The 19,329-nt window shown below is 41.6% G+C and carries 11 protein-coding genes; 6 read left to right on the top strand and 5 right to left on the bottom strand.

Features of this window, described 5'->3' with window-relative positions; genetic code table 11:
• Positions 1-21 precede the first annotated feature (21 nt).
• A complete protein-coding gene (gene prlC / locus GSF13_RS07290) occupies positions 22-2,061 on the bottom strand; it encodes an oligopeptidase A (RefSeq protein ID WP_211867645.1) in 2,040 nt (679 codons plus the stop codon).
• A 168-nt stretch (positions 2,062-2,229) separates the two neighbouring features.
• Between prlC and gorA the strand changes: the two genes are divergently transcribed.
• The 4 genes from gorA (at position 2,230) to GSF13_RS07270 (ending at position 12,073) form a co-directional block, all read left to right on the top strand.
• Positions 2,230-3,588 carry a glutathione-disulfide reductase gene (gene gorA, locus GSF13_RS07285; protein WP_211867644.1) on the top strand — a complete coding sequence of 453 codons (1,359 nt, stop codon included), beginning with the start codon at positions 2,230-2,232 and terminating at the stop codon, positions 3,586-3,588.
• A gap of 440 nt (positions 3,589-4,028) precedes the next feature.
• Entirely contained in the window at positions 4,029-6,530 is a 2,502-nt protein-coding gene (locus GSF13_RS07280; RefSeq protein WP_211867642.1) for a hypothetical protein, read from the top strand.
• Between the two features lie 153 nt (positions 6,531-6,683).
• Positions 6,684-11,105: an NACHT domain-containing protein gene (locus GSF13_RS07275; protein ID WP_211867640.1), complete on the top strand. Its 4,422-nt coding sequence runs from the start codon at positions 6,684-6,686 to the stop codon at positions 11,103-11,105.
• Between the two features lie 236 nt (positions 11,106-11,341).
• A complete protein-coding gene (locus tag GSF13_RS07270; RefSeq protein ID WP_211867638.1) occupies positions 11,342-12,073 on the top strand; it encodes a hypothetical protein in 732 nt (243 codons plus the stop codon).
• A 350-nt stretch (positions 12,074-12,423) separates the two neighbouring features.
• Here the strand turns inward: GSF13_RS07270 and GSF13_RS07265 are convergent, their stop codons facing one another.
• Positions 12,424-14,247, bottom strand: coding sequence for an alpha/beta hydrolase (locus GSF13_RS07265; protein WP_211867636.1), 1,824 nt, complete (start codon positions 14,245-14,247; stop codon positions 12,424-12,426).
• Between the two features lie 131 nt (positions 14,248-14,378).
• Between GSF13_RS07265 and GSF13_RS07260 the strand changes: the two genes are divergently transcribed.
• The gene (locus GSF13_RS07260) at positions 14,379-16,352 is read left to right on the top strand and encodes a winged helix-turn-helix domain-containing protein (protein WP_211867634.1); all 1,974 of its coding nucleotides are present in this window, start codon (positions 14,379-14,381) and stop codon (positions 16,350-16,352) included.
• Between the two features lie 56 nt (positions 16,353-16,408).
• Here the strand turns inward: GSF13_RS07260 and rpmG are convergent, their stop codons facing one another.
• From rpmG to radC, 3 genes are all read right to left on the bottom strand, one after another.
• Positions 16,409-16,564 carry a 50S ribosomal protein L33 gene (gene rpmG / locus GSF13_RS07255; RefSeq protein ID WP_010364212.1) on the bottom strand — a complete coding sequence of 52 codons (156 nt, stop codon included), beginning with the start codon at positions 16,562-16,564 and terminating at the stop codon, positions 16,409-16,411.
• A gap of 12 nt (positions 16,565-16,576) precedes the next feature.
• Positions 16,577-16,813, bottom strand: a complete 237-nt coding sequence (gene rpmB / locus GSF13_RS07250; RefSeq protein WP_010605890.1) for a 50S ribosomal protein L28 — start codon at positions 16,811-16,813, stop codon at positions 16,577-16,579.
• A gap of 459 nt (positions 16,814-17,272) precedes the next feature.
• On the bottom strand, positions 17,273-17,947 hold the full coding sequence (radC, locus tag GSF13_RS07245; RefSeq protein ID WP_010605891.1) for a DNA repair protein RadC: 675 nt from the start codon (positions 17,945-17,947) through the stop codon (positions 17,273-17,275).
• Positions 17,948-18,073: 126 nt separating this feature from the next.
• Between radC and coaBC the strand changes: the two genes are divergently transcribed.
• A complete protein-coding gene (gene coaBC / locus GSF13_RS07240) occupies positions 18,074-19,270 on the top strand; it encodes a bifunctional phosphopantothenoylcysteine decarboxylase/phosphopantothenate--cysteine ligase CoaBC (RefSeq protein ID WP_010605892.1) in 1,197 nt (398 codons plus the stop codon).
• The last annotated feature ends 59 nt before the right edge of the window (positions 19,271-19,329 follow it).

Raw genomic sequence — 19,329 nt, 5'->3', positions numbered from 1 at the left:
GCGCTTAGAGTGGAAATATAACTAGGCGGCGATCCCGCTGTGGCGTAGTAACGCATCCACTTTTGGCTCTCGACCACGGAAGCGGGTAAACAGCACCATTGGCGCTTCCGATCCACCCTTTTCAAGAATGTGATACATAAATTCACGCCCGGTTTGTGGGTTGAATATCCCTTCTTCTTCAAACTTAGAAAACGCATCCGCAGACAGCACTTCTGCCCACTTATAAGAGTAGTAACCCGCGCTATAGCCACCAGCAAAAATGTGGCTAAAGCTATGTTGGAAACGATTAAACTCAGGCGCTTTAACAACTGCAGTACGCTCACGCACCGCATTAAGCGTTGCTTGAATTTGGCAATCCGTGTTTGGCTCAAAGTCTGCGTGAATATGAAAATCAAACAACGAAAACTCCAACTGACGCAGCATTTGCATGGCTGATTGGAAGTTCTTTGCCGCCAGTAACTTGTCTAACATTTCTTTTGGTAACGGCTCACCCGTTTCATAGTGTCCTGAAATGAAGTTCAGCGCTTCTTCTTCATAGCACCAGTTTTCTAAAAACTGACTTGGCAGCTCAACCGCATCCCATGCCACACCATTAATACCAGCAACCGGCGCGGCATCTACTTGCGTTAGCATGTGATGAATACCGTGACCAAACTCATGGAATAAAGTGGTTACTTCATTATGGGTAAATAGCGCAGGTTTATTGCCAACAGCTTTATTAAAGTTACACACTAAATAAGCGACAGGAGTCTGCAACTCACCATTTGCGCGTACTTTTCGGCCCATGCAGTCATCCATCCAGGCACCACCACGCTTATGTTCACGAGCATATAGGTCGAGATAGAAATGACCACGCAGCTCACCTTTATCATCATGAATAGCAAAAAAGCGTACATCTGGATGATAAGTATCAACGTCTTTGACTTCACTCACACGGATCCCAAACAGGCGATTCACGGTTTCAAATAAACCGGCAAGTACCTTATGCTCAGGGAAGTACGGGCGTAGCGCTTCGTCAGAAATCGCATACTTAGCTTGTTTTAACTTTTCGCCATAATATGCGTAATCCCAAGGTTTTAGCTCACTTACACCGTGTTCTTTATTCGCAAAGTCTCGTAGTTCAGCCACTTCTTGCTCGGCTTGTGGTTTTGACTTAGCGGCAAGGTCGTTTAAAAACTTAAACACTTGCTCTGGTGTCTCAGCCATTTTAGTTGCCAATGATTTTTCTGCAAAACTAGAAAAGCCAAGCAACTGAGCCAATTCGTGTCTAAGTGTAAGTGCTTCATGCATAATCGCTGAGTTATCAAACTCTCCAGCATTAGGCCCTTGATCAGAAGCACGGGTTACAAACGCACGATAAGCCTCTTCACGGAGCATTTGGCTATCTGCGTAAGTCATCACAGGAAGATATGAAGGGAAATCTAGCGTAAATACCCAGCCTTCTAATCCTTTGGCTTCAGCAGTATGAGCGGCAAGCGCTAAAGCCGACTCTGGTAGCCCTGCTAATTCTGACTCGTCAGTAATATGCTTTTGCCATGCCTGAGTGGCATCCATTACATTGTTGCCAAACTTTGATGCCAGCTCCGACAGCCGTGCCACTATTTCGCCATAACGCTTTTGCTTAACTGGCTCAAGTGCAATGCCCGACAATTGGAAATCACGTAGGGCATTATCTACAGAGGTCTGTTGAGCAATCGTTAAGTTACCAAATTCAACCGATTCTTTTACCGCTTTATAGGCTTCATACAACCCTTGGTGCTGACCAACATAAGTAGAATATTCAGAAATTAATGGCAGACACTCATCATAAGCTTTACGTAACGCTTCTGAATTTACTACTGAGTGCATATGTGAGACTGGTGACCACATACGATTCAATTTATCGTCTGACTCTTCTAAAGGCAGTACAAAACTGTCCCACGTATAGCTTGGTTGTGCTAAAACAGTGTCGATAGTTTCACGACAGTGCGCAATGGCAGATTTTAATGCTTCAACAATATGTTCAGGCTTAATTTTCGAAAAAGGAGGCAATCCTTCTAGCCCGATTAATGGGTTACTCATGGGCACGCTCTTTATTTTCTAATCTAATATTGAGGTTGAAATAAGGGTGAATGACCGCATTTACAAGTATCTGAACAGATTTTTGCTTAATATCGGTCTTCGGTTGTGCACTTGTGCTATTTAAAGTAGTAGGGTTTAAGCAAAACAAATAATTGGCGAGGAATTTTTATGGCTCAACATTTTGACTATATCGCAATCGGTGGCGGTAGCGGCGGGATCGCATCTGCAAACCGAGCGGCGATGCGAGGTGCCAAGGTGGCATTAATAGAAGCAAAGCACTTAGGCGGTACTTGTGTAAACGTGGGCTGCGTTCCAAAAAAAGCGATGTGGCACGGTGCTCAAGTTGCTGAAGCCATTAAACTATACGCACCAGATTATGGTTTTGATGTTGAACTAAAGAACTTCGATTGGGGTAAGCTGGTAGAAAGCCGCGAAGCCTACATTGGCCGTATTCACCAAGGTTACAACGGCTACCTAGCGAAAAATGGCGTCACCGTGATCAATGGCTTTGCTAAGTTTGTTGATAACAACACCATTGAAGTCAATGGTGAGCACTACACTGCCGATCATATCAATATTACCGTAGGTGGCCGCCCAACGATCCCTAATATTCCAGGCGCTGAGCACGGTATCGATTCAAACGGTTTCTTTGAGCTTAAAGAGCAACCTCGCCGCGTAGCGGTTGTGGGCGCGGGTTATATCGCGGTAGAGCTTGCGGGCGTATTGCACAGCTTGGGCACAGAAACCCATCTATTTGTTCGTAAGCACGCCCCTCTTCGTAACTTTGATCCTATCTTGGTTGAAACCTTAACTGAAGTAATGGAAAAAGAAGGTCCAACGCTGCACACTCACGCAGTACCACAGTCAGTGACCAAAGAAGAGGATGGCTCAGTCACCTTACATCTTGAGAATGGTGAGTCTTACACCGTAGACAAACTGATCTGGGCAATTGGTCGTGAACCAATGACAGATCTTATCAACCTCGCTGCGACAGATGTAGAAACCACGCCTAGCGGCCATATTAAAGTCGACGAATGGCAAAACACCTCAGCCAAAGGTATCTACGCGCTCGGTGATATTATGGATGGTGGTATAGAGCTAACTCCGGTAGCCGTAAAAGCAGGTAGAATGCTAGCCGAGCGCCTATTCAATCCGGAATTGCCAAACGCAAAAATGGATTACGATCTAGTCCCTACCGTCGTCTTTAGCCACCCACCGATTGGCACAATTGGTCTAACAGAGCCAGAAGCGGAAGAAAAGTACGGTAAAGAAAACATCAAGGTCTATACCTCTACCTTTGCTGCAATGTACACCGCGGTCACTCAGCACCGCCAACCGTGTCGTATGAAACTTGTATGCGCAGGCCCAGAAGAAACCGTAGTGGGCCTACACGGCATCGGCTTTGCCGTAGATGAGATGATCCAAGGTTTCGCCGTTGCAATGAAGATGGGCGCAACCAAAGCAGACTTTGACTCGGTAGTCGCGATACACCCAACCGGCTCCGAGGAATTTGTTACTATGCGGTAACAGACTGATTTAAATATCAAATAATCTTTTAAAAATAAAACGCGAGCGGCAGACAAGCTCGCGTTTTTTTATTTCCCACACACCTCAACACAAGCACTTATCCGTAGGTTTGATAAGGTGTGAAGCAGCGTTATCCAACACTTTCTAAAAGACACGATATCAATAGGATTAGCAAAGATTAGAAATCAATATGACACAACCTAATCTATCTAGTATCGAGACTACTAGTACCTGTAATACTGAAATAATGCGATATGATTGTTCGCATGTCACTAATGGCAGCTACTCACAACGCATTAGCACTATCGAACCATCAGTTTCTTAAAAGAATTACTGATTTAGAGTGTGAGCTACATTTGATGAAGAAATAAACCTAGATACAATAACTTCGAATTTGATAACATAAATAGTCAAAGGAATATTTTGAGTAAGGCTTTAGCTTGTCGTACCTAGTACAGTTTGTATCTGAATTTCATTCTATCATTGGCCATACCTATACAATAATTGCAGGCTTTGTAGCTATTGGTATCCCACTTTCAATTCAGTTTTCAGCCCAATATTCGGATAAACACGATAATGCTTTACTATCCACTCGATTGACTAGAGGGAAATATGTAAATCCAAAATCCATATTGAGTCTATCTTTTCTATACATGGCTTTAAGCTTATATTACTTAACTTTCGCATCTAGCAAGCACTCTTCTTTATCAATCAGCAGCACGCATCTAGATATTCTAAAATTCAGCTTACCGGCGCTCTTCGCCGTACTCATTTGCTTTACGTTTTATTTCTATTGGCGACTTTTTAAAAAAATCACTGTCAAGTCGAGTCTTCAAATTCAAAACTACTTACAGTTAGACGTTAAGCAAAAATCTAAGACTAATCTTTTTGTAAAGTTGCTCAAATCTCAGTTAGCGCATTTAAACCGACGTTTCCCTTGGTTAACCAAATACCTCGAAAGCCTCATAACAGAAGCGCCGATTCAAAAACAAGCTTCAGCTGATATAGACAGCATTAATGCTGGGTTAGAATTACTGATATATAACATTGAAAAACGAAGCTGGAACCTTGAGTTTGAAGCACTCTTAAACCAATTTGATGCCACTATTTACTCTTGCTACTTCGGTTACGGCTACGAACTAAAACACAAAATTGAGCTGTCTGAAACAGATTTATTTGTTATAAAAACTTACTGGCATACGCTTTCCAGATTAATAAAACATGCAAGAAAAAACGAAGACATACCAATGTCTTTTCACACTCAACGTTTAATTTCAGCTGTATTACGTAGAATCATTTATCACCCTAGACGAGATTTAATTACACCAGATGGACATTTTTCAGAAAACAGCTCAAAAATAAATTGGGCACAAGATATTTATGAGCTAGCTCGGTGGCAAAATTACCAAACCAGTGAAGGTATTGACCTAATATTAGAGTGCGAATGGTTTAGTAATATGTTTTATTCACCAGACAATATAGATCTAAAAAGATGTGTTGAAGGTATATATAAACTTCATAAACTAGCAATAGACATATTTGACATCATTGCAAGTTCTAAACCAAACACTGCTATTAAATTTGTAAAGAATATCTCTCGCGCTGTGAGTCATGGACAAGAGCAACAGTACTACGCCTACTACCCAACAGACGAAGGAAATAAGTGGTTATTAAATTATTGGCAAGACTTCAATAACATAACGTTCTGTGCAGAAAGCATCAATGAGTTAGTTGAAAAGATTGACTCTTTGTCAAATGGCGAAGCATTCAAACAATATAAAAATAGCCTCACATCAAAACCACTCAACAGACAATCTCTAGAAAGCGCTTTATCGGTAATTAGGCTCGATGAAATTTTAGAACACATTCATTTGAAATTAGTTAAAAGGATGGGTTGGAATATTTCGGCCAGACTAGCGTATTATGAAAGGTGGAACGAATTTTACGATTGTCTGTATTGGAAGCAACCAAAAGAAGCCAATGCGCTCCACTTAGGTGAAACACTTCTGGTCCATAGTGCAACTGAATTAGCTGACCTTATTTTCCATGAGTATCAACACATTGAAAGCCATTGGCCGTTTTATGGTAGACATGCAATAAAGGTTTATGCCTTCAGAGCATTTTTGTTTCAACTGTACTTTTTCGCTGAGCAAGATGAGACGCCTAGTCTTATGTATAACTCTGGTAGTTTTGACGATATTCCAACTCAAATCAGTATCATCGAATCACTATTAGAGCAGGAAGAGTACATTAGCAACGTAAGGCAGTGGGATAAGGCTACCACCAAGGTATGCGAAAACCTCAGAAACACTGTAGAAACCCTAAACGAGCGAAAGCTCAGGTTAATAAAACAACAAAATATTGATAAACCTAAATGGCTCACTCTTGTTGAATCTATTGAAAAGGGTTGGGAGTCTAAGTTACTTTTAACAAACACTATGGAAGCCCTTTTCAGCCACAAGGTCGCTAAAAACAGGGCTGAGCTATTGAAGAGCAAAGTTGATAGGGCTGATTTGATAGGGAAAAAGGGATTCGCTCCTTACAGCCCAGCTTTGCACGATCATGTACACAGACTTTTCATAGACAAAATCTACAGAGCTTGCATAGAGAATGGTATGCAGGGCCAAGCCTCTCTTCCGATAGAAGGACAGGCCTTATATTTCGCTCCTTTACAAAGTTTACAGCGACTTGGGTTTAAACGCTCAGGCTCAATATATTGGGAAAGCACTGTATATAAGAACGTACTTGCAATCGTCAAGGATAGTCATGTAATAGTTGACTGCAATAAGATCAGATTGATAATCACCAAGAACCTCTGCTCTAACAACAACTCTCCTCTATTCATTTCACTTGAGGATAAAAATGAGCCTCAAGTACAAGTTAATGTAGAGGTATATTTTGAACTCGAATTGCAAGGAAAAGGAGCTATTACTCTTTGTTAAATTATATCGTTGAGCTTGAAGGCGAAGTTAATTGAGAAAGATTTGATAGAGACGCTTAATAGCCCGCCCATTATCTAACTCAAACAGCGTTTGTTGTAGTAAATATGCTTGACAGTTGGCTTAATTCAAAATTGACTACGTAATGGTGTATGAATGTCTGAAAACATAAAAAATTCTGCTACAACAGCAGCAGGCTATATTTATCAAACGAGGCAGGGGCTTAAGGTTTTATGTGATTGGCTTGATGCACCTTCACGATATAGTCAAGTGAAGTTTGAATGTGATGTTGAAAAAGAAGCACCACAAGGACTGGACGATATCGTCATTGAACGAACTGATGGGTTTCTAGATCTTCAACAAGTTAAGTTTACACCTGATCCTGACAGACACTTTCTTTGCTGGGACTGGCTGCTAGATAAGTCAGGTAAGACATCTCGTTCGAGATCGATGATTAAAAAATGGTTTGACGCTTACAACAAACTCGATCCTGACCGTATCGGCGATATTTCGTTGATAACCAACCGTCGTCCAGACGCTGAAATTGAAGGCAGCCTTGTAAACGGGAAAATATGTTTTTCAAAGATTCATGAACCAAATCGTTCCAAAGTAATTTCTGAGCTTGGTAGTGTTGAATCTTGTGAAGCATTTTTTGACCAGTTACGTATTCGCCATAGTGATAAAAGTTACGAGACACTGGAATATGAAATTGATGCGAGGTTAAAAGCTCATGGAAGTTCAGAAGGAATTGTTACGCTTAAAAGCGTAGCAATTAACTGGGCAACACAAAAAAACTGCCCTCATCCAGATGGTTGGATAACTCTTCCAGAAATCCGTACTATCCTACGAGCATCCCCTGTAACGCCACTTCCTGAAGACTTTATTGTTCCCGATGGATACCAAGTTCCGGACGAGACTTTCCATCATAGTTTTGCGTCAACAGTCATAAATTCTGTTGGCAAAACGATTGTTTTGTCTGGGCCTCCTGGCCGAGGAAAGAGTACTTATTTAAGTTATTTGTTTGACGAACTAACTGACGAAAATGTTCCGATGGTAAGACATCACTACTATCTATCGACGACTGAACGTGGTCGTGACCGAATAAATAGTTATATTGTTGAGGAATCCATTAAAGCTCAAATAGAGCAGTTTCATAGCGAAGTGGTAATCCCTTCTAGAGGTTTGCGTTCTTTACTCGAAGCATGTGCTTCTCACTATAAAAAGAGCAATAAACCTTTTGTTGTCATACTCGATGGACTGGATCATGTCTGGCGTACTAATGCAAAAGATAAACAACCACTTGATGATCTTTTCTCTCAGATTATTCCTTGTCCAGACAATATGATTCTGCTCATCGGAACACAACCGGTGGACGACGCTCAGTTGCCGACAGATTTGTTAATATCTGCACCTAAATCTAGCTGGTATACCTTGCCGGCGATGTCTGAAAATGCCGTACTTGGGTATCTGCATAAAATGATAAAGGAGGGCAAACTCTCTACGAGTTCCGAAGACCAGAGAATAGCTAATGAACAGTTACAAGAAGCTTCATCAGCACTTCTTGTGAGAACGAAAGGTCATCCACTTCATGTAATCTATGCTGCTTCAGAACTGATCCAGAATGGTGGCCAGCTTACCTCTTGGGATGTTGAGCGGTTAAAGGGAGATTTAAGCCAAGACGTAGAGTTTTATTATTGTTCTTTATGGATGAGTCTATCTGAAAGCCTAAAGGATGTTTTGCGCCTAATTTGTGCTTTTCCTTTTTTCTGGCCCAAAACAGCTTTTGTCGAGATAGCTGATAAACGTCGGGCGGCAGTTCCTGAGGTTGGGAATGTGGAACATTTGCTTTATGCTTCTGGTGCCGGTTTTAAGGTTTTTCATGAAAGCTTGGCCGTGTTCGTAAGAACAACAGAAAACTACGGGGATTGCATTCAGAAATTAATGCCTTTTGTCGCTGATTGGTTAGACAATGACGCTCCAAATTCACTACGTGTAAATTGGCTGTGGACAGTTCAGGCAAGGCTTGGTAACTCAAGTAACCTTATCTCTGGCCTGACACGAGACTGGATCATGCAACGGTTAGAAGAAGGATACTCAGAGTCATTGTTCGATACGCTATTATCAAACTCTCTAATAGCAGCTTTAGATACGGCTAAATTCGCGGATGCTTATCGACTCGCACACCTCAAAGATCGTATGGTAGGTGGAAGCAAGTTTCAAATGCAATCTGATGATAAGGCGCGGCTCACTTCGTTTACATGGACATTATCTAGCGAAGAAAGTGTGATCCGTGAGGCATTTGCTACAAGGCATGAAGCTGACATTCTAGAACTTGCGGCTCTCGGTCTGGCTCTTCGATCTCGTGGAGAGCTATTTGAAGCCGAAACATGCGGTGAAGAGCTACTTAGGCGACTTCATGGAGTAAGCAGATTTACAAACAAATATAGTTCTCGGTCAGGTTCTGATGAGTATCATTTTATGATCAGTGCTTTAGCTCAATTGAATGCTATAGGCATGACGACTGAGAGCCTAACTAGTTTAGTTAACAAAAATCATCAAGTAATATGGCTTCCTCGCGTTCAATTGCTTATCGAAGGTGGAGAATTAGATGCGTTAATGACCGTCACTGGTGCATTGGTTAATGGTGAAAATAAAAAACTGATGAGTGATGCATGTATTCGTTCATCAGCATATGCTGGCGCATGCATTACTGAAAGAGATGATTTTAATTCGCTCTCCCAAACACCATTAGTAGCTTCCGTTGAAGCAGCTGCCACTCGTTTGTCTAACCCCCTGAATATATCAATTCCTATCGAATGGCAGGGTGCAGATTACTATGCTCAAAAAGAAGACCTTGCGGCACTCATACATCATTGGTTCTTTAGTTCTGTGCATCTAGAAATCTCGATGGCACTTGATGGCCAGACAGATTTTGAGTATGTGCCAGCTCCTTTGTTCAAAGGAAGAGAAAATATTACTGCCTTACTTAATACTCTTACCAGTATTGCTTCTAAAGTCGCTCAGCATTGGTTAAGTGGGTGCTCTGTATTATTTCATGAGCTTTACGAGATGCTTGAGCCTATTAAATTACATACTTTTAGGCAAAACTATCAACAGAGATCTGCTACCGAAGATTTTAGACGTTCATTACATCGTGTAGCCTGTGATATTCACCTTGTTAGTATTTTATTGAACGAAACAGATATCGCACTTCTATCTGAAGAAAGTATTCGAAAAGCAATCGAGTGCAACTGGTTCGATGAAGTATCTTTCAGAGAACAGTATTCAGATAATTCTCTTGTTAAAATGACGAATGAAGCTGCTTCTGTATTTATTCAGTCGCAGTATTCAACGTGGAAGGTTGAGGTTCAAGAAGAAACAAGCGTTCATCTTATGATGCCACTTCAGCTTTGTTCTATCGCCATAAAACACAATTTAATTTCACAAGCTCGTGAACTATGCATACAAACGTGGGAACTGACAACAGGTTATAGTCATCGAAAAGATCCTACATTGAGCAATACCGTAAGTGCTATTGGTTATTTGGTTGAGTCGGCACCAAAAGAGGCGCAGCAGCTTCTTAGCCAGATATCTCCTCAGATTCATAACGTATTGGACTATACAGATGGAAAAGGCACTAGGCATGTTTTAGAAGCCACTGATGCACTGCTAGCCGAATTGAATCCTGCCGCTTTGATTGTTAAGTTTAATGAACATACTGAGATGGGACAGTGGTCACAAGCAGAGAATAGTTTAAGAGCATATGTCGCTCAAGGAGTTAAAGATGGGTGGCCTTTAGATTCATTGATGCGTACAGGTTTACATGCAGAAATACATCAATTATTGGAGGAACAAGTACAGGAGGGATTTTCCAACGCTGTAGAGCTTCTTTCTACCTTAGATAACCATAGTGGTTGGGATATCGGTTTTTTATGTCGAGAAGAATATTCCAGCGGAATTTCAGAGAGTGCTACTACATACGAGGGAGATCCTACTGCTTTTGAGCCCGAACAGTTTGACAGTTTATTAGATAGTTTTTCAGGTAGTTATGAACAACGACAGACATATGTACAAGATTGGTATGATTACTGGGATCAAAATGGCCAAGGAAGGCGGTTGTTAAATATTCTCGATAAGAAACTTCTGCATGAGAAAGAAAGACATTCGGAACTCTCGTATCTCTACGAGTCAGCTTTTCATACTAGGCGTAAATTAAGTGGCAAAAAAGCTGCGTGGAAATACCTTGTTCGTGCTCAAATTTTGAACGGCGGTTGGTTTTGGTTCGAAGGAGAAAAAGACACGCTTAATAGGCTAGACTTGATTACCAAATTTTACCCAGAACACGGTGATAAGTTTGTGTCTGAAACAACTTATGCCATGTTCTCGGATCCTGAAGAGAGCCGGATTGCTCCGAATGATGCGATGGTCTATTTCTACGTAAAACAAGGCCGCATAGAGGAAGGTATTAATTTTGCCAAAACTATGGTTGATTCTGTTATCGATGACACTCGTACACTACCACTTAAGCAGCCACGCTGGGGACTTAATCTGAGTTTAACCACGAGTTTAGAGGAATAATGGATACTCTGAGTCTACTTGTTGCTCGTTTGGGGTGGCCATGTGCGTCTACTTGTTGGTGGACTATGCAAGTACTGTCTGCTTACCTTGGAGATTGCGCTCGTGTAAGCATATAAAACAAACACCAGTTTGTTTTATCGAATCCGAAGAACCTACACTATTTGGATAATTTGCCCGAAAAACTAAAAGACGACATGATAGACATGCAATTAGGATGGAAATGCGGAAACAAATTTATGAATTCATTCTACAACAGACTAACAACATCCCTAATAGGTATGGATGGAGGAAATATCAAAGCTCCTCTTTGGGTTTCGGGACTAGAGTGGGCTGGATATGACGAAGAGATAACGTCTAAAGTGACTCGTCCTACCTATGAAGTTGATGGTCATAAAGTTCCTTACCTCTCTGATGAATGGAAAGCCAGTACCCCAAATTTTTATAAATGGCAGTTTGATCAAAAAGTCGCGAAAATTCTTTGTAGGGCCTTCGATTATCAAGGTGAATATAAGGACTACATGAAAGAAAAGTACTGTAGTTCTAGCTCCAATGAATTTAAGTTAAATTTGTTCCCTTTACCCTGTCGCAATGTTAATGATTGGCAGAAACAACATATAGAGCTGACGAGTACAAAAATTAAATATCATTACCAAACCCACTGTTCAATCACTCGGTTCTTTCTTTTCAATCAGTTAGTTAAGCAGTTTAACCCCAAAGTAGTCCTATGTTTTGGTCAAAGATTTATAGAAGAGTATAAAATGGCCTTTTGTGGTGCGTATGATACAAATAGCTTTCATCTTGAAGAATATAAATTAGGTAGCGGCAAAAGTAGGGTGAAAATACTAACTTCTGATATTTTTCCGACATTAGTGATTGCACCATTTTTAGGTCGGAACTTAGTTGCAAATTCCGAATTAGAAGAACTAGGAAGTATCATCGCAAAGTACTTATCATTACCCACAACCTAATTGAGTCGAAGGAGTACTCATAAATCAAGCTGCAAATTAGTTTAAAAAACAAACATCGCTCGAATATATTCAGTATCAGAATATCTGGAAAACTATTTTCCAGACCTCAAAAAAATCCAAATTTCTTTGCGATTTTTCACTTTTTCTGGAAATGTCTTCTAGACTAGATGAGGCATGGCTTTCCAGAGAGTTTCCAGAATTGGATGTACATAGTAACATTGTACTATGCGGTAACCTTATTATTTAATTCATTAGGTTTTAAAAATGAAAAACGCGAGTCGATTTCTATCTCGCGTTTTTTATATGTTAATTCAACGCTTCAAGCGCTCATCGAGCAAATTGGATAGATGTCATTGGCTCGCAAGCTCAGTCAATGCCTGCTTGATAAGCTCAGAATGGGTAAATGGGATCAGGTGCTCAGTTGATGATATTGGTAAATACTGCCCACCACTGGTTTCAGCAACTTCTTGTGACCATTTTCTCCCCTCAGCCTCCCATTTTATTAGATTGGCTTTCGCTTCTTCAGAGTCTGCATTGGCGATATCTAGTTTTTCAAACTCACTATCTATCACTGAAATAGGAATGCTGCTGTCTGGCTGCCAGTTTCTTACTAACTCCAAGTCATCATGGTAGTTCATCATTTCGTGTACTCGAGTAAGTTGAGCTGCGACACCGTGGCGGGTTTGCATTATGTGATTGAAATATTGCCAATCCATGTAGTCTGCAAACTTATTCCCTTCCAGCAAAGCTTCAATGTGCGCCTGCTCTTCAGCTATTTTGCTATCCATCTTTTCTTGCCAATTACCAGCAGCAACATGATCAATCAAGTCTTGTCCGTATTGACGATAAACATCAACTGGGTAACCTTGATACTGAGCAATAGAATGTGGCAGTAAAATATCTGGGTCTAACCACAACATGCTTGCTATCTTTTGCTTAAACTCCTGTGATTTTTGCATCGCAATTAGCGGCACTGAATTACTATTTGCGTAACTCAACAAATGCACATCACTGAGATTGAGCTTTTCAAATAGTACAGGGAGGTCGTGTGCAAATTTATTCATGGAAGGTGTGTCATCAACACTACTTAATCCCTGCCCTAGCCTATCAATGACGTAAACATTGAAACTGTCTGCCAAGTAAGGCTGTAGTAACGCGAACCAAGCACTATCACTATGAAAATGCATATTCGCACCCGAGAGCATGACCACGGTTGGCTTATCTGCATGCTGCTTTAATTGCCGAACATGGTAATAATCGTTGTTTACTGCGATAAGATCAGAGCCTTGGGGCAGCACATAACGGCTTGTCGACTCAAAAAATGCCATTATCGATTCGGTGGTTTGAACAGGTGGTAAATTCCAACTATGACGAGCCCCGTCTACACTAATGAGCTGCGTTTGAATATTGCGATTAGGATAGTGAGTTAACGTCACGCCTTCCGCTATTTCTTCATCAACAGATAAAGCAGCCTCATAGTTTAGATTAGCAATAATTTTAATCGCTTGAGGTGACGAGAGTAGCCCAAAATTTGCGTGACTTTTGCCATTATAGGGCAATACTGAGTCTGCTTTACCGTGCATAATTCGGTAGTTTGTAGGTGTCGAAAAATTACAGCTATCACCTAATTGGTAGGACATAGGTGCAGCAACCGTTACTATCGCATTAAACGTCTCCGAGCGGTTACATAATAAGTTTTGTACAAATAACCCGCCTTGAGAAAAGCCGGTCGCATAAATTTCACCGTCAATGACATCATATTTGGCTTTTATTTCTGCAATCATCTGACCAACAAAGCCTAAGTCATCTACACCTAAACGATGTGCCTTGTTACAACCACAGCCTTCATTCCACTCTTCGTTTTTTGATTTGGGATAAACGACTATATAATCATCGTTTTGTTCATGTAGCTTGGTTAAACCTGCCATACCGTAAGCAGTGCCTCCAGAACCATGAAAGGCTAACATCAGCTTGTACGCTTTATGTGGCTTTTCAATCGGCTTCATATAATAGTAACGCCCATTGAGTTGATGAACCTCCAGACCATTTACGGGCTTTAACACTCCATCGTCATTGCTTAACGCCTTTTTGCTGTCGCTACTGCTGCCACAGCCCGCGACTAAAGCTGCGAGTGTTAAACCTAACGCCTGTTTTAAAAACATTCGACTTGTCATGTTGGCCATTCCTATTTTATTGTTTTCATGTACTCTAAATACTTTGAAAAAGAGCGCGACGAATTCACATGAAATCGTTGTGAGGAATTCCTTACCAATAAATATAAACAATATAATCAAAGGGATAATAAATGCGCTATGAGATTGCAGCCATTCGGTTTGATACGGTTAATCGAACGCTGACGAGTAGCACAGACTCCATCAGACTTGAGCCTAAGCCATACTTATTGCTACAAACCTTAATTGCAGCAAATGGTAATGTTGTTTCGCGCGATAAACTCATTGCAGAAGTGTGGCAAGGTCGCGTAGTCACAGAGAGTGCAATCAATAAAGCCGTGTCGACATTGCGCCAGTATATGAATAAATTAGATGGTAAAACTGAGTATATAGAGACTATCCCTACCCTTGGATACCGACTGATTCCCGCAGTCACAAGTCATACTCCGGCAACAATAAGTAAGAGCAGCTCCCGGATCGCGCCACTTTTGGGTGTTTCTCTACTTATTACCAGCGTATGTGCGTTTATTGCCTATCAGTTCATGCAGCCAGAGCAAAATAACGAACCACTCCTACCACAAAAATTAACGAGCCAGAGCGGTATCGAGCTACAGTTAAGTAGCGCGCCTCAATATAAAAGCTTTAGCTACCTGCATCCTACCGACACTCAGCAATCGGAGTTATGGCTCAATCACAGCAAGCAAAATAGAAAGCTGTTTTCTGGCAACATCAGCACACAAGCCTTAAGCTCAGACGCCAAACACACCGCCTATATTGACGATGATAATGGCTGTACCGTAAAACAGTTTGATATCGCGCAGGCACGGCACACTACGCTATTCTCTTGCCAGCCTATCGAAAACATTAAACTAATATGGGGCGCAAATCCGCACGAAATCATTTATCGAAAACGCACAAATATACATAGTGGATACGGCCTTTACCGTTTCGACTCGAATACAAAGCAGCATATCCAGTTAACGCTTCCTCCAATCTCAGGAAACCTCAGGGGCGACCATCTATTTAGCTTATCCACAACTAAAGACCAACTCGCCGCCGCACGCTATCTTGGAGAAGATAAGCACGAACTGACGGTGTACGATTACCCAAGCATGTCAGTCAAGAGCACCGTTAAGTTACCTTATAATCTCACGGCACTGACTTGGTCTGCTAGCGGTCAATCTATTTACTTTAGCGCAGGCAGTAGCATTTATCGCGCTGATATAAAATCGAGCAAAGTAAAACTGCTTCACAAGCTCACAGCACCAATCGAAAGCCTAGTATTACAAGATAACAATGAGACCCTGCTCTTTAATCAATATAAGTTAACTAGCCTAATTCACCTTTTCGACGTATCGGAGCAAACCTTTTCACCACTTGTTGATAATCAGGCGTTGAATCGCTTACCTCGCGCAAATCAAATGCCGCAAGTTTGGTATATTTCGGATCACGGCGCGCATTCCGCTTTATGGTCTATCGACACTGAAACACAACAACACATTCAAGTTGACTTGCCTCACGTATTTAATTTTCAACGCTTTCAACTTAACCACGATGCCTCAACAATATTGTATGAATATCAAGACGCCATTTACCAGTTTGCTATCAACAGTCAAAAAACAACACAACTTATAGGTACTGAGCTTAAGCCTTACGTTGCCAATTACAGCCAAGATGACCATGAAATCATTTACAGCAGTGAACGCTCTGGTAGTTGGCAGTTATGGTCTCTAAATCTAATAACAAACCAACATCAGCAACTTACAACACAAGGTGGCTACAGCGGCTACAAGCTTAATAATGTGTTGTATTTTACCAAGTTTACACAGCCCGGAATTTGGCAACTGGAAGACGGGCAAGAGTCTGTAGTTGTGACGGATGTACCGGTGAGAAATTGGCTGAATTGGCGGCTCAGAGATAATGCGCTTTACTATGAAAAAGACAAAAGTATTTGGCGATTTGACCTGAAGACTAAACAAAAAAAGTTGTATTTCACCCCGCCACAACGATTTATTGGGCAGTTTGATATATTGCAAAACGGCGATGTGGTTTTCAGTGAGCTGAAGCAACCAAGTGGAGAGCTTTGGCAATTAGCCGTAAAAAATTAAAGTACAAACACAAAAAACCCAGCCGAGGCTGGGTTTTTATTGATTCTTGAAACGAATTACTTGATTTTCGCTTCTTTGAAGATCACGTGTTTACGAACCTTAGGGTCGAACTTTTTGATCTCCATTTTTTCAGGCATGTTACGCTTGTTCTTGTCGGTAGTGTAGAAATAACCAGTACCAGCAGTTGAAACTAAACGGATCTTATCACGCATGATTTAAGCTCCTTAAATTTTTTCGCCGCGAGCACGGATATCTACTAATACCGCGTCGATGCCTTTTTTATCGATAATACGCATACCTTTAGTAGTAGTGCGTAGAGAAACGAAACGCTTTTCGCTTTCAACCCAAAAACGGTGTGTTTGTAGGTTAGGTAGGAAGCGACGCTTAGTAGCGTTGCGCGCGTGCGAACGGTGGTTACCAACCACTGGGCGCTTACCTGTAACTTGACAGACTTTAGACATGTCTATGTATCTCCAATAACTTCGCTCGAGCTTAATTTTCCCTTAAAGGCCTTTTAACTGCGTGCCCTAGGTAAAATCAAAGGGCGCTCTTTATACAGTATCTACAGGCAGAGATCAAGGATCTGATCCTACTGAAATCAGCTCATGGGTAAATTTGATAGCGGCCAATTATAATGATCCGAAGCCCACTAGGAAAGTAAAAACTGCATTTAAATTGAACTAATTTATAAAATTTATACAAATATGCTGATTTAACGAGCAAATTTCTTTTTTGGCCCTTTCTACATCGTAATTTTCACTGTTTAATTTTCGTGCTTATACGTATATTTGGGCTGCAACACTCCACCAGCTACCTCACACTTCGAGTAAAAGCTGAGTGATCAAGCTCCATTCCATTTTGCTCAATTCAAAAGGACAACTTGAGAAAGCGAAACCCACCTGATAAAACAGCAACTCAGCTTAAATCAGTCCTCGTTCGGCAAACGAAATACAATGACTTCCGGCGACGATTAAATGGTCAAGTACATTAATATCGACCAGTGCCAAGCCTTGCTGCAATTTTTTCGTGATGAGTTTATCCGCTTCGCTGGGCTCTGCTACGCCTGATGGGTGGTTATGGGCAAAAATCACGGCTGCACAGTGGTATTTTAGTGCCGCCTTTACTACTTCTCTTGGATAAACCGAGGCCGCGTTAATTGTACCGTGAAACAACACTTCATCTTTTATCAGGCGATTTTGGTTGTCTAGATACAGCACCATAAACACTTCATGCCCAAGCCCCCGTAGTTGAGCACTCAAATAGTCACGTACCGCTGTCGGGTTTTGAAATACCGTTTCTCTTAAGCACTCTTCTTTTAGATAACGCCGGCTTAGCTCCAAAACGGCCTGTAACTGAGTGTATTTAGCAACGCCTAAGCCTTTTAACGCTGAAAACTCTTCTAACGAGGCATTGAATAAACGCTGTAACGTTTGCTGTTCTTGCAACAAGGATTCGGCAAGCTCTATGGCATTTAATCCTTTGATCCCAGTGCGTAAAAAGATAGCCAATAACTCGGCATTGGATAACGCCTCAGGGCCTTGCTCTATTAACTTTTCCCTTGGCCGTGCGGATTTGGGTAAGGCTGATATTTGCATAATTTTTCCTTTTATGTGTTTGCCTCCATGGCATCCAAAGTGTAGCTACCAAAAAGTGAGAATTCAAAAATTATCACCGACTGTGATATCTTTAGTTTATTGATACTGTGATCGTATAAAACAAACATGCAAAGAAATAAACGCCTCTTACTTGGGATCAGCGGTGGTATCGCTGCTTACAAATGCGCAGAACTCGTTCGCCGCCTAAAAGAACAGCAAATAGATGTCAAAGTGGTGATGACTGAGTCTGCTAAGCACTTTATCACGCCACTGACAATGCAGGCGGTCTCTGGTGAAATCGTTTCTGACTCTTTGCTTGACCCACAAGCAGAAGCATCAATGGGCCATATCGAATTTGCAAAATGGGCAGACCTAGTGCTAGTTGCTCCAGCGACCTCAAATATCCTCGCCAAAATGGCAGCAGGTATTGCGGATGATTTACTGACCACATTACTGCTCGCAACGCCCGCGCCTGTTGCCGTAGCGCCGGCAATGAATCAACAGATGTATGCACATCTATCGACTCAAGCAAACCTCAATACCCTTGCATCACGCCATGTCCAAATCTGGGGACCCGGTAAAGGCGAGCAAGCCTGCGGAGATGTAGGCGCAGGACGCATGCTTGAACCCCATGAGTTGGTGCAACTGTGTTTAGCTGCACTTCGCCCTACTGAGCAAGTATTAGCAGGAAAAACGGTAACTATTACTGCAGGACCGACACGCGAAGCATTAGATCCGGTGCGCTTTATTACTAACCACAGTTCAGGAAAAATGGGCTTTAGCCTTGCTGAGGCGGCAAAGGCTTTAGGTGCAAGCGTAAATCTGATCGCAGGCCCGGTTTCACTGAATACCCCCACAGGAATTACTCGAATTGATGTAGAAAGTGCTGAGCAGATGCAACAAGCTGCACTCGAATATGCCGTACAATCGGATATTTTTATCGGCTGCGCGGCGGTCGCTGATTACCGTGCAGCCACCGTTGCCGAGCAAAAGATTAAAAAGCAAGGCGATGAAATCACACTTACACTGGTCAAAAACCCCGATATTATCGCCACTGTCGCAGCACTAAAACAGTCTCGTCCTTATACCGTTGGCTTTGCAGCTGAGACGCAGAATGTCGCCGAATATGCGCAAGGAAAATTGGTCAATAAAGGGTTGGATATGATCTGTGCGAATGATGTATCGGATAGCACAGGTGGTTTTAATTCTGATAACAATACATTGACCCTATATTGGAAAAAAGACCGACTTGAACTCCCTCACTCTAGCAAAAAAGAGTTAGCACTTACTGTCATGCAAGCTATTGCCGAAAAGATAAAATAACCTTCATGTAAAAGACTGGAAAGAAACTGAATAAAACATTAACATGATACCCCGATAAT

It is taken from the genome of Pseudoalteromonas sp. M8 (assembly GCF_018141365.1).
Taxonomy (GTDB): Bacteria; Pseudomonadota; Gammaproteobacteria; order Enterobacterales; family Alteromonadaceae; genus Pseudoalteromonas.
The sequence above is the reverse complement of the archived record's forward strand: the minus strand, read 5'-3'. Positions and strand labels throughout refer to the sequence as shown.

Excerpts from the sequence above, each read along its gene's own strand:
- prlC (WP_211867645.1), bottom strand. The coding sequence starts at position 2,061 with ATGAGTAACCCATTAATCGGGCTAGAAGGATTGCCTCCTTTTTCGAAA.
- gorA (WP_211867644.1), top strand. The coding sequence starts at position 2,230 with ATGGCTCAACATTTTGACTATATCGCAATCGGTGGCGGTAGCGGCGGG.
- GSF13_RS07275 (WP_211867640.1), top strand. The coding sequence starts at position 6,684 with ATGTCTGAAAACATAAAAAATTCTGCTACAACAGCAGCAGGCTATATT.
- GSF13_RS07270 (WP_211867638.1), top strand. The coding sequence starts at position 11,342 with ATGAATTCATTCTACAACAGACTAACAACATCCCTAATAGGTATGGAT.
- GSF13_RS07265 (WP_211867636.1), bottom strand. The coding sequence starts at position 14,247 with ATGACAAGTCGAATGTTTTTAAAACAGGCGTTAGGTTTAACACTCGCA.
- GSF13_RS07260 (WP_211867634.1), top strand. The coding sequence starts at position 14,379 with ATGCGCTATGAGATTGCAGCCATTCGGTTTGATACGGTTAATCGAACG.
- rpmG (WP_010364212.1), bottom strand. The coding sequence starts at position 16,564 with ATGCGTGATAAGATCCGTTTAGTTTCAACTGCTGGTACTGGTTATTTC.
- rpmB (WP_010605890.1), bottom strand. The coding sequence starts at position 16,813 with ATGTCTAAAGTCTGTCAAGTTACAGGTAAGCGCCCAGTGGTTGGTAAC.
- radC (WP_010605891.1), bottom strand. The coding sequence starts at position 17,947 with ATGCAAATATCAGCCTTACCCAAATCCGCACGGCCAAGGGAAAAGTTA.
- coaBC (WP_010605892.1), top strand. The coding sequence starts at position 18,074 with ATGCAAAGAAATAAACGCCTCTTACTTGGGATCAGCGGTGGTATCGCT.